The sequence below is a fragment of the Pseudoalteromonas sp. Isolate6 genome, from assembly GCF_022398435.1.
Classification (GTDB): domain Bacteria; phylum Pseudomonadota; class Gammaproteobacteria; order Enterobacterales; family Alteromonadaceae; genus Pseudoalteromonas; species Pseudoalteromonas galatheae.
In genome coordinates this window covers 1-11,679 of record NZ_JAKEVK010000049.1, presented here as the reverse complement: position 1 = coordinate 11,679, position 11,679 = coordinate 1, and the positions used below count along the sequence as shown (strand labels likewise).

Genomic DNA, 11,679 nt, shown 5'->3' with positions numbered 1-11,679 from the left:
TTATATCAATTAGCTATATTGGATAGTTAACGGTCAGCTTTTCCACAAACTCAGCGATAGAATCTGCCAAAACATGGTGCTGCTTCTTACCGACAAACTCTAACCCAACTTGACCCGTAGCGACATCGACCGACACCAATAAGTCATCTGCTTCTGTTAAGCCAATAAATACGGTTTCAGGTTGTTTGAGCCTGCGCTTCATTAAAATATGCCCGGTGATATTTTGCTGCAAGCGCTCGAAGTCATCTTCATTCCATGCTTGCAGTAGCTCAATTTGCTTACCCTCAATAAATGCCACGATATTGCCAGCAAAGAAATCACCATACAGTCCGTTCAATCCCTCAGGAAATTGCGTTTCCAACGCTTTGGCTAAATCATTTAAATGCCCCACTGGCGAGCGCTCTACCGCTAGCCATTTTATCTCGTTAAGCTTGTTCGGTTCACCCTGCTCACATGGGCTTGGCCAACTTTCATCATACTCGGTACTCGGTAAATCTTTAAAGATCTGTTGATGATAATCTACATAGGCTTGATGCAAGCGCGCCATATTTACGGGCTGAGTCATATATAAAGCTCTCTTTATTTTTCTCACCTCGGGCTGAATACTTGTTTCGTTTAATTAAGCAAAATGCTATTAATCCCGAGGTAAACATTCGTTATAATGACCGCATTGTAACGAGATTTGAATTAACATGACAGACTACAGTAACTCGCCAGAGCTGCAATCTTCTGTGCTTGGTAAAACCACAGAATACGCCAGTGTTTATACTCCAAGCCTGCTGCACCCCATTGCACGTAAACTTAATCGTGACCAAATCAATGTTGATGAGTCCGCTTTACCATTCAAAGGTGAAGATACCTGGACAGGCTACGAACTGTCTTGGCTCAATAACAAGGGTAAACCTCAAGTTGCGGTTGCCACTTTTGTGTTTCCTTGCCAAAGCTCACATATCATTGAGTCAAAATCGTTCAAACTTTACTTGAATAGCTTTAACCAAAGTCGCTTTGATACGATGGAAACCGTGCGTCAAACGCTAGCTGCGGATCTGTCCACAGCATCAAATAGCCAAGTTAGCGTGACATTATTTGGCGCAGATGAATTCAATTGTATTCCTTTCACACGTCTCCCTGGTGAATGTATCGATGAGCTGGATATTGAAGTTGATACCTACACACCAAATAGTGACTTACTAAAGCTTGCCTCTGATGAAATGGTTGAAGAGACCCTTCACAGCCACTTACTCAAGTCAAATTGCCTGATCACTTCACAACCAGACTGGGCAAGCGTAGTGATCAGTTACCGTGGTAAGCAAATCGACCGAGAAGCGCTGCTTAAGTACCTAATCTCATTCCGTGACCACAACGAGTTCCATGAGCAATGTGTAGAGCGCATTTACTGTGAGCTTTGGCGCACCTTTAGCCCAGAAAAATTATCCGTTTATGCGCGCTATACTCGCCGCGGCGGGTTAGATATCAATCCTTATCGCTCGAGTGAACAAGATCAAACTCCGTATGCGGTAAGAACTAACCGACAGTAAAACGTAAAAAAGCCATGTTCTCACATGGCTTTTTATCACATCTAAGTATTACTATTTAACCTGAGGTTTGGATAAGGAATGTTCCAACTCATTGTTGTTAAAGCAAAACTTAGTTTTTTCCTTGTCTAGCCAGAGAGTTTTAGGGAAAACAAGGCGAATTTACGCACCAATAGCTGGCTATTGGAAGTGAATTCAACGCAGTTAGCGCTAAAACTAGCTGCTAGAAAGGCATTAATTATCCGCAGCTCAGGTTATTTATTCCCCTTCGCGCCTTCCATTTCAACCGGGACGGAGACCGAACATATATCTATATGGTTTGGCGTATCAACAAACCAATCTCCCGCTCTATTTTTACGCGCAGCAATTAGCGACTCAAAAATCGGCGTATTTGTTTTTAGCCTTTTAAACGAAGGCGCACCTTTTACATCAGCAAGTACCGTAACGCCTTTGATAACATTGAACGCTTGTCCAGTAACTGGTTTACGATCTAGGTGCTGAACATGCTCCATTCCCGATAACAACTGTCCAAACACAGTGGTGTTTTTGTCTAGATATCGCTGCGGCGTCAACGTGATGTAAAACTCAGTACCACCACTATTAATATCGTTGGTTCTAGCCATGGCAAACGAACCAACGCAGTGTGTCATCCAAGTTTTGGTTCCAGCTTCATTTTGTCCTACGGCAAAACCATTTAGAAACCCGGTACGTGGCGCGTAGCCGTCCACAGCATCTAGCGATGTGATCTTCAAAGTTGATTCTGTGCTATGAAAAAACTCAGCGGCAATCGCTTTCTTTCCTTTTTGTGGCATTTTTTTGTCCGACATATCGCCACCTTGGGCCACAAAGTTTTCCACAAACCGATACATACTCAAATTAGTGTAAAAGCCCTCTCGTGCTAACGCTTTAATATTTGCCACATGATTAGGTGCAAGTTCAGGATTGAGCACGATGTAGACCGATCCTGTTTGTAATTCTATTTTGAGAATATTTTCAGGATCCAGTTGCTGCCAGTCGCTGCTGTTGGCCTCAGCAACGACTTCAGATGGTGACTTTGTGTAAGGTTTTGCTAAGACAAGAGATGAACTTATGACAAGCGCAATAGATAGTAGGGTTTTTTTCATTATTATTTTCCTTGTTTATACCAATAAAATGGTACCTCCAACGGCGCACTGGGTGGCAGATTTGGATTGTCTAATTCTATGACTGTTTTGTTTTTAAGATCTAGCTTTTCAAGGCGAGCGGAAAAATGTTTTAAAAATAAAGCCTCAAACCGGCCATCTTGCAGTGCATTTTTGAGACCTTTCTCAATTTGACTATGGAGCAACGGGTTGTTGTGAGAAACAAAAAAATATACCGCAGAAGGATAGTAAAACACCACATGCTGATCTGCTACCAAATCAGTGTCACTCAGAGCAGCTTCAATACTCACTAAATCACTTGGCAACACATCAAAACGTTTTTTCAACAGCATGTCATAACCACTGTCTTCTTGTGAAAAAGAGGTCACGCTGAGGCCATTACGCTCAAAAATCTGATGGTCAGGCCAATCTCTGCGTAAACCAAAAGTAACTCGACGCAAGTCGCCTGTATAACGCACGCCACTCAGTAAGGTTTTATTATGCTTGTGCACTAAAGGAATGCGATAACCTAAAATCCCTTTCACTAAGGGAATGCGAATTGCACTTGCGGCCTTTTCGCGCTGTGAGTTAGTCACTAACCAACTGACATCCAGCCCTCCTTTTTCTCCAAGCAGGCGCACCGCTCTGTCTTGAGAAGGGATGCTTCTCACTGATACAAGCCTTGATGACTCTACCTGGTAAGAGAGAGCTAAAGTGAGCAATTCTATAATGTACGGATCGGCACCAGCGCTAATTCTAATTTCCGTCGTTTCTTGTGCTTTGAGAGGAAATATCACAAAACCTAGAGCGAGCCAGAGCAGTTTCATTTGTCATCCCAATCAAACTTGTATAAGAAGTCTATACTGTTGTACAAACCGCTCGTGGCTTCAACATAAAACTTCGAAAAAACACGATAGCGCAGTGCAATTTCATTGATTGACTCAAACACCCCAACACGATAACTGACCTGAACATTGGGGGTGATATAGCCTGACACCTCGACTTGTGTATCGTCGCCACTGCCTTTTGCTGATAGATTGACATCCGAAAGTCCAAGCGATTCACCTGCCTTACTAAAGAATCCTTCACTGCGGTCAATTCCCTGTGAGAGTAAAAACTGCGTGAGTAGCGCATTGTTAGAGGTTTCAGACTCCCCTAAAGGCTGACCGTTAAGTAGGTAAGACAGCGCTTTGGCTTGATCCATTGCTGGCTCTGAAAATACAGTCAAACGCGGCTTAGCAATATTGCCTGTGAGCTCAACACCGGCTATCACATCATTGGCGGTTGTCGCTGGATTTCGAATAGCTCGAATGTTCAAATACGGTTTATCTAGTGCGCCATTGAAGCCAATTTGTCCTGTGCGGATCAACAAGTCTTGGCCAAATGCACGATATTTACCCTCTCTTAGTTGTAACTCTCCTGTTGCTAACATTGGCGACTCAACTTGCTTATCAATTTCGATTGCACCGGTAACAAAGCTATCTAGTCCTAAAGCCTTCACCCTAAAGTTATCTTTAACGGTCAGTTTTAAATCTATTTCGTGTTGCACTGGCACCGACATCTGCTTTTTCACCTTGGCATCAACAATGATTTCATCGTCGCTTGGAGATGTAACTCCCTCTGGCAGAGATTCAATATTTACTCGACCAAACGGCACCACAATTTCTCCAAGTATTCGCGCAATTTTATCTTTATAGGCAAGTGTTAAATCCGGGCTTGCGGTTAGTTCAATCTGCGAGTCTGGCTGCACGTAAATATTTTCGCCCTTTATTTTGATTTCGGCAGAGAGCTCAGGTGACCAAAAAGCTTCGCCAGTGAGCGCGACCTTACCGCCTTTTGCTGCAGTTAACTCAGCCTCTAGTTGAGCGGAAGTAGTATCAAAATCAAGATTGATGTGACCTTTATCGATTTCCACGGGCAAAGAGTCTGAAGACATAAATAAGCGCTGAGCCGTTAGTTTACCGTTCACTTCAGGGGCTGCGAGACTACCTGAGATATTTATATCCCCTAACACTTCCCCTTGCAGGTCAAAGCTTTGTTCCGTTACTCGGTTTAGTAGCGCTGACAAGTTAGCCAACTCAATTGACTCTATTTTTACGCTACCAGCTAATTGGGGGGACTGTTTATCTAACGGCACACGCGTATCACCACTGAACTGACCTAAAGTATCGGAGGTCATGCGCCAATCAGCGTGAATTTGTTTGTTATTGGTTTTTAATAACGCTCTAAATTCAGCAATTGAAAATGTTTGCCCATGAGTCGTAACACCGGCATCAACAATGTTCAGCTCGCCATCAGCTCGGGTCACTTGGCCGTTTTGCCACGCAAGTTTAGCCACGGCCTGAGTTTCACCTGTTATTTTGAGCTCTGCTGGCAACCAAGTTTGTAGTTTAGCCAGTGCCAACTTCTCTAGTTTAACATCGGCCTGCCCTTGTGTGCCTTTTTGCTCGGCTGCAAAACACAAATCAGTATCATCCATCTGCCAACACTGCTTTGCAATGCGCTGACTGACATCACTGATCATGATTGCGGCAGGACTTTGCAATGCTATCGTTTGCCCTTGAGAAGTTACCTCACCAGACGACAACTCTCCCTGCCAAGTAGACTGCTGCATCTTGCCATTGACTTCAAAGCTTGCAACCACTCGCTTATCACGAATATCCAATGTCGCATTATGTTGCTGCTGATTGCCTTTCACAGCTAAACGAATGTCTTCAACCATTTCAGAGTCAACAATCAAACGGTCTAGTGCCAGTTTAATTTGCCCAGTCATTTCATTGGCAATATCAACCGTGCCTTTCGTCGTGAGATCGTGTAGTGCTATATTCTGGTAACGCACGGAGTCAAACTTAATATCGGTCTGAATCCTCGGCTTGAGGTGGTCGCCCTGAACAAAGATTTCACCACTGCCCTTTAAGTCGGCTGGAATAAGCGTATTTGCCGCCTGCTCAAACTGAAAGTCAATATCGAGGTCCAACTGCTGACCAAGCTCACCGCTTACCGTCAGTCTATTTTTGCCATAATTCAGGCGTGCATGGCTAAACTCACCTAGTAGGCTCTCATCCACAACGACCTTAACGTCCGCATTAAGCGGGGCACCCGCTACTTTACCATCGAGCTTAAAGCGCTCAACATTAACCTGCCACTGCTCACCTTGACTGATAAAATCAAGCGCGAATTGACCTGCCAACATATCGTTTTCCGTAAGCCCTGCATCGTATTGCACTAGCCCTAGCAATCTATCGACGGGTAGCTGAGAAAAGTCCCCGTTCACTTTACCCTTCAATCCTTGCGACCAGTTCACTTGTCCCGCTATTTGCGCTTGTGCTTTTTCAAGCTGAAGCGCTGCTTTAGCTAGAGTAAACGCTTGTAGTCCACCTTGCCCTTCAAGTGTCGCGGTAACATCACCAAACTGCACAGTATTAACAGCGAGTGAGCCTGACAAATTATATTTTGAGGCATCTCCGCTCAAGCCGAGTGTCGCACTTTTTAAAGTTGTGGGCTCCGACGGAATAACTAATTTATCTATTTGACCCTGTATATCAAATGGCCAGTTTGTCGTTGTCAAATCTGCATGGGCTTGCAGTTTTGCAAACGCCATCCCCTCGGTATTCAAAGTAAGCGTAAGATCATGAGGGCGACCCACCAGCGTTAAACTGGCTAAACCCTGTGGCGCACTCAAGGTTGATCTCAGGTCAATAGTCCAGTCGCTAAGCAAGACTTCTGCCGCCGCTGATATAAACCATTCTTGATAGTTAAGCTGAACCTGCTCCACGTCCACATTTTCATCTACTATAACTTGAGAAAGCTTGATATTCTCAAGCGTCTGCTCATCTATCGCGAGGTTGCTAATCTTTATCTCACCGAGCTCAGCGGTTAGCGGCAGGTCTATCTTAGGTAGTTGGAGTGGCGCTAATGCATTAAGTGGTGCCGACGATTTTGTAGGCACTGGCTGATCGGTTGCCTTTGCGGTCAACTTCACGCTGTCTAATAGCAAAGATGGGACATTAAAATGTGAGCCAGAACCTGCAAGCTGCGTGTCCAAGCCTTGCAATTGCACTTTAATATCAGGCGTTTCCAACGAAAATTGCTGAACTTGCGCACGTTTTATTGCAATTGGCAGTGGCAACTCAACTTGGCCACTTTCAGTAGTTTCCTCTTCGTTGACACTTTTCTGCTTTTGTACAATCGCTATCGCTTTTGCGTCTAGCTCAATGCAAACGCTGGCACAGGTCAACCACTCAACAGTGACTTTGGTGTCTCTAAGGCGAATATCAATATCGTCATTGTGATAACGCAACGTAAGATTGGCGCCAGATAGTAAGCGCTTGTCTAAACCATCGATTTCTATGCCTGAAACCGTTTTATTCGCTACCCAAACCAGTAACTTTTGCCCGGGCAAGGTAAAGCATAAACAAACCAACAGTAAAAATAGGCTAATAATGGCAGTAATAATTTTGATTCTTAAGCTTCTGAACTGCATTAGATTTCAGGTCCTATAACAATACTGAGACGCGTACTTTTACTTTCTTTGGTCAGCCCCCAAGCATGGTCGAGCCGGATTGGACCAACGGGGGTTAAATAACGAAAACCAAACCCAGCCCCAACTTCCCAAGCGTCCGAGAAATCGTTCGTTGCAGTACCTGCATCCACAAACAAAGCGGCTCGCCAACTTGGATGGAATTGATAATTATATTCCACTGTACCTGTGGCTAAATACCTGCCGCCAAGTATGCGCCCTTCGTCATCACGAGGGCCAACAGATTCATAGGCAAAACCACGGATACTTTGATCTCCCCCTGCAAGGAAACGATGGGTAAACGGGATTTGGTTAATATCTTTTGTCACGATCGCCCCTAAGTCTAAGCGACCAAAAAACAAGTGCTTGGTTTCAAAGCTTCTTAACCATTCATTGTTCCATCTCACTTTCAACATATTTGCAGACGATAGTACAGAATCTGCTGCGGCTTCAATGGAGATCAGGCGCTCATTACCCCAATATGGTAGCGCGCCACCTTTACTTTCTTTCTTTAAGTAGCTAATGCCTGGGATCAACATTTCCGTACGTTGTTTTTCGCCTAACTGTTCCGTGGTTTCGTGTTCACGTTTCAAAAACGCCGTTCTCACCCACTCGTCGTCCGTTAGCCATTGTCGCTGTACCTGCACGTTCCAAATTCGACTGTTGATCCCTTCCGTTACTTCATCCTGCACCTTATAACCACCTAACACACGCCATAAATCGTCGTTAGGATTGTCTACCGGGATAGTATAACTTGCTGTGATATCTTGTTGCTTTTGCGACAGCCTCAGATTGGACTCAAAGGAGTGGCCATCCTCAGTGATCCAGGGTTTAGTCCACTTAAAACGGGTTTTTGCACCCACATCATCACTGTAGCCAGCACCCACTTCAAAGCTATTTGCAGGTTTGTCTTCAACACTCACTCGAACTGGTACCTGATCGTTCGTACGGTCCTTTAACAGCGGATAAACCTTTATCGCACTAAAATAAGGAGTTGCATTTAAAGACAGATTAAAGTCAGACAAAAGACTCGCTTCAAAAGGTTGCCCTTTCGAAAATGGGCTTAGTGAACGTATATAGTTAGCCGCTTTGGTGTTTCCCTCAATAGCAAGATCACCAAATTGATAACGTTTACCAGTGTTGAGCAGCAGTCGCACGCCAGCATAGCGATTCGCTTTATGAACAAGCAATTTGGACTCTTGCCATTGATAATCAAAATATCCAAGCTCTAGCAGCTCGCTCTCAAAGCGGCTTTTCGTTGCCTGGTAATCACCATGATTGACTTGCTTGCCAACTTGAATAGGTACATCTTTGATAAGCGAAACTAAATCCACATTATCCTTACCCGTGCCCGCAAGCTCAATATTAATATCTTTCCATTTCAGTGGTGCTTCAAGTTTGACTTCGGCTATGACGTTTTGTCCTTCTCCACTGATTTGAATATCAAAGTGATAATAACCTAAAGCATGCAAAGCGCGACGTATGTCCGCACGCACCTCTTTCATTACCCGAGGGATTTTTGGCTTACCTTGGTAAGATTTTAAAAAACCAGTGATGTTGTCTTCGACGTCGCCGTTTTCGACTTTGACTTCAATGTTGGAGATTTTTACTGATGCAGGGCGAGACTCAGCACCTACGTAAAACGAGGAAAAACAGCACAAAAAAAGCGCTAGTGTTAAACAAGAGAAATACGGCTTCATTAAAATAAAACGACCTAAATATCGCGACTTATGGGCATCGATAATGCCATTGTGCTTGCGAAAATGGATACTGTAAAACGACTTTTAAGAGAAAGTGCAATTTTACTGAGCTGAAGCTGAACATAGGGTGTATTTTATTGTAACGCAGTGGGTTTTATCGCACATTTATTTACATTCATCCTTTTTATTTTCTTGCAGATGACGGACAATAGCAGCAATTGAACCTGCAGAGTAAAATTATGCAATTTCCAAATGATGATAACGGTGAGCTTCTAGCTGAGATTGCCGCTGCTGGCGTTGATCTGACGCAAATGCAGAATATCGATTTTTATATTCTTTTCGAGCAAGCTGATGATGCTAAGCGTTTCATTAGCGCGATTGGAAAAGACGAATTAGCACCGAGAACCCAGTTACAACAATGTCCTGACACAGGTGTTTGGGAAGTTATCACCACGGTAACTATGGTCCCGATGCATGAGCTACTGAGTCAGACTGAACAATACCTAGAAAGCATAGCCAATGGCTATGAAGGGTATGGCGATGGCTGGGGCTTAATGGCTTCAGAAGAATAAATCGCCAAGGAAAATCCGACTTTTATATAGAAAGGCTAACTTTTGTCAGCCTTTCTATAGCTACCTTGATAGTCAAACAGTTTTTCAGAAACCTGCCAACCAAACTTCTTGTGTAATTTAGCAATCACGAAATCCGGTGCAATTAAGTCAGTATCTACCACTTCTTCAGCTGACCGCCATTTCGCAGGTGCCGACGTAGACTTTCGCCGCTTTGCAAATTGCTGGTGGAATATAAATAGACTCTTTTGATTAGAAAAGTCATAGACCTCACAGCAACTTGCTCCATCCTCATCAAAGTAAGTGACTTTTAATCTGTTACCACTGAGCACTTCGCTACATAGCCCGCTGCAGCGTAGTACCATTGCATGTTTTAAATTCAATGCCGCACGCAACTTATCATCTGGGTCCGCCATTATTTCGCCACACTGATGACATTGTCTTGCAGCTATATCATTTTCGGCACCACACTGCTCACATTCTTTAAACTTAAAACGGTAATCACACTGCTGTGAGTGGCCTTCATCATCTTCAAGTAACCCCTGACAGCGCCTGCCGAAATGCTCAATAAGCTTGCCCTGTTCGTCTACTTTTCCCCAGAAAATATTGGCAAAGCCACAACCTGGGCAAAGCACCTGAACGGGCTCATTGTCTGAGTTTGGCTTTTTACTTCCGACTTCAGGTGCAAATAAATCAAAGTCGTTACCTGCATAATCGATGACAAAGCAATCTTCCTTGTTCTCATCTAACCTAAGTCCTCTGCCTACAATCTGCTGATAAAGGCTAACAGACTCCGTAGGCCTTAAGATAGCAATCACGTCAACATGGGGGGCATCAAATCCGGTAGTCAGCACAGAGACATTAACTAAATACTTAATTTCTCTATTTTTAAATTGGACGATAAGTGCATCTCTCACGGCTGACTTGGTTTCACCCGTTATTAGTGCACTATATTGCTTGGGCAAGTAGCCGATAATTTCTTTTGCATGCATAACCGTCGCGGCAAAAATCATTACCCCCATCCTATTTTCACTGAGCTCTAGCAAATGAGTGATAATGCTCTTTGTTGCACGAGTTTGTGCTTGTAATAATGTATTCATATCAGATTCTGAATAACGCCCAAATGAATCTGTACTTAAACTAGAAAAATCATAATTCTCAACGGCTGGGTCGATTTTATTTGGCGGCGTAAGATACGAGTTCTTTATCATATATCTAAGTGGTAATTCGTAAATACACTGCTTGAATGGTGATTCAGCTTTTCCTCTAACAAAACCATGATAATGTTTATGGTATATCCATCCCATACCCAACCGATAAGGTGTTGCTGTTAAGCCTAATAACTTTAGCTCAGGATTAAACTGAGCCAGTTGATTTAAAATTTGTTGATACTGGCTATTATCTTCCCCACTCACCCGATGGCATTCGTCAATGATAACTAATGAATAAAATTGATTGAGTTGTGATAAGTTTCGAGACAATGACTGCACACTGGCAAAAGTTACTTGATGCTGTAACGACTTTTCTTTTAATCCAGCAGAAAAAATGCTCGCTTGCAATCCATAGCTTTTATATTTTTGTGCATTTTGCTCTACCAGCTCTTTAACATGAGTCAATACTAATATTTTGTGCCTCGCAAGCCTCGCAAGCTCTGCAATTACGAGACTCTTTCCGGCGCCTGTAGGTAATACAATGACGGCGGAGTCGCTAGATTTACGAAAGTGAGCCAGTGTATTTTGTACCGCTTCTTGCTGATAAGGTCTTAGAACGTAAATAAGCACCTCAGGATATGAATAATTAAGTCAAAAAAGGCGTATCTGCTAAGATACGCCTTTTATTTAGGCTATTTAAAAAAGCTGCTCAATACCTAACAACCTTCATAATAACGCATAATTAGATTAGATAATCGTCTAGGTTAACACCTTGAAATACTTTAGGTGTTTTACCACGACCAGTCCACTCAATTACCTCACCGTCTTTTTCAATACGGTATTTTGCTTTCACTTTAGAACGACGGTCAGCAGAGGTAGAACCTACTAAATCATCAAGCGTAAGTCCTTTTTCTTTCAGCATAGCCAATACTTCTTCTTTAGCCTGCTGTTGTTCCTTTTGCTCATCCAGTGCTTTTTGGATTAGCTCTAAAGCTTTTTCTAAATCACCGTAACTTGCATTTTTAATAAAAGACTTGATCTCACGCATTGATACTCTCTCAATTAAGCTTAGTTAGTTTTAATA

Annotated in this window: 9 protein-coding genes; 2 read left to right on the top strand and 7 right to left on the bottom strand. The window is 43.2% G+C overall.

What is annotated here, in order from left to right:
* Window positions 1–13: 13 nt before the first annotated feature.
* Window positions 14–565: a SecY-interacting protein gene (gene syd, locus L1D50_RS09390; protein ID WP_128726895.1), complete on the bottom strand. Its 552-nt coding sequence runs from the start codon at window positions 563–565 to the stop codon at window positions 14–16.
* A 127-nt stretch (window positions 566–692) separates the two neighbouring features.
* On the opposite strand from syd, the gene queF reads away from it, so the two are divergent.
* Entirely contained in the window at window positions 693–1,538 is an 846-nt protein-coding gene (queF, locus tag L1D50_RS09385) for an NADPH-dependent 7-cyano-7-deazaguanine reductase QueF (RefSeq protein WP_138521218.1), read from the top strand.
* Window positions 1,539–1,789: 251 nt separating this feature from the next.
* On the opposite strand, the gene L1D50_RS09380 is transcribed toward queF, so the two are convergent.
* The 4 genes from L1D50_RS09380 to L1D50_RS09365 are packed head-to-tail and all read right to left on the bottom strand — an operon-like array spanning window position 1,790 to window position 8,875.
* Window positions 1,790–2,659, bottom strand: a complete 870-nt coding sequence (locus L1D50_RS09380) for a peptidylprolyl isomerase (RefSeq protein WP_239965945.1) — start codon at window positions 2,657–2,659, stop codon at window positions 1,790–1,792.
* A 2-nt stretch (window positions 2,660–2,661) separates the two neighbouring features.
* Complete coding sequence (locus L1D50_RS09375; RefSeq protein WP_239965944.1) at window positions 2,662–3,483, bottom strand: transporter substrate-binding domain-containing protein; 822 nt, start codon at window positions 3,481–3,483, stop codon at window positions 2,662–2,664.
* Complete coding sequence (locus tag L1D50_RS09370; protein WP_239965943.1) at window positions 3,480–7,139, bottom strand: translocation/assembly module TamB domain-containing protein; 3,660 nt, start codon at window positions 7,137–7,139, stop codon at window positions 3,480–3,482. Before L1D50_RS09370 ends, L1D50_RS09375 begins: the two co-directional genes overlap by 4 nt.
* Window positions 7,139–8,875, bottom strand: coding sequence for an outer membrane protein assembly factor (locus L1D50_RS09365; protein ID WP_239965942.1), 1,737 nt, complete (start codon window positions 8,873–8,875; stop codon window positions 7,139–7,141). Before L1D50_RS09365 ends, L1D50_RS09370 begins: the two co-directional genes overlap by 1 nt.
* A gap of 239 nt (window positions 8,876–9,114) precedes the next feature.
* On the opposite strand from L1D50_RS09365, the gene L1D50_RS09360 reads away from it, so the two are divergent.
* Window positions 9,115–9,447 carry a ribonuclease E inhibitor RraB gene (locus L1D50_RS09360; RefSeq protein ID WP_239965941.1) on the top strand — a complete coding sequence of 111 codons (333 nt, stop codon included), beginning with the start codon at window positions 9,115–9,117 and terminating at the stop codon, window positions 9,445–9,447.
* A gap of 35 nt (window positions 9,448–9,482) precedes the next feature.
* Here the strand turns inward: L1D50_RS09360 and L1D50_RS09355 are convergent, their stop codons facing one another.
* Both L1D50_RS09355 and L1D50_RS09350 read right to left on the bottom strand, forming a co-directional pair.
* Window positions 9,483–11,225 carry a DEAD/DEAH box helicase family protein gene (locus L1D50_RS09355; RefSeq protein WP_239965940.1) on the bottom strand — a complete coding sequence of 581 codons (1,743 nt, stop codon included), beginning with the start codon at window positions 11,223–11,225 and terminating at the stop codon, window positions 9,483–9,485.
* Window positions 11,226–11,337: 112 nt separating this feature from the next.
* Window positions 11,338–11,643, bottom strand: a complete 306-nt coding sequence (locus L1D50_RS09350) for an H-NS histone family protein (protein ID WP_128726903.1) — start codon at window positions 11,641–11,643, stop codon at window positions 11,338–11,340.
* Window positions 11,644–11,679 lie beyond the last annotated feature (36 nt).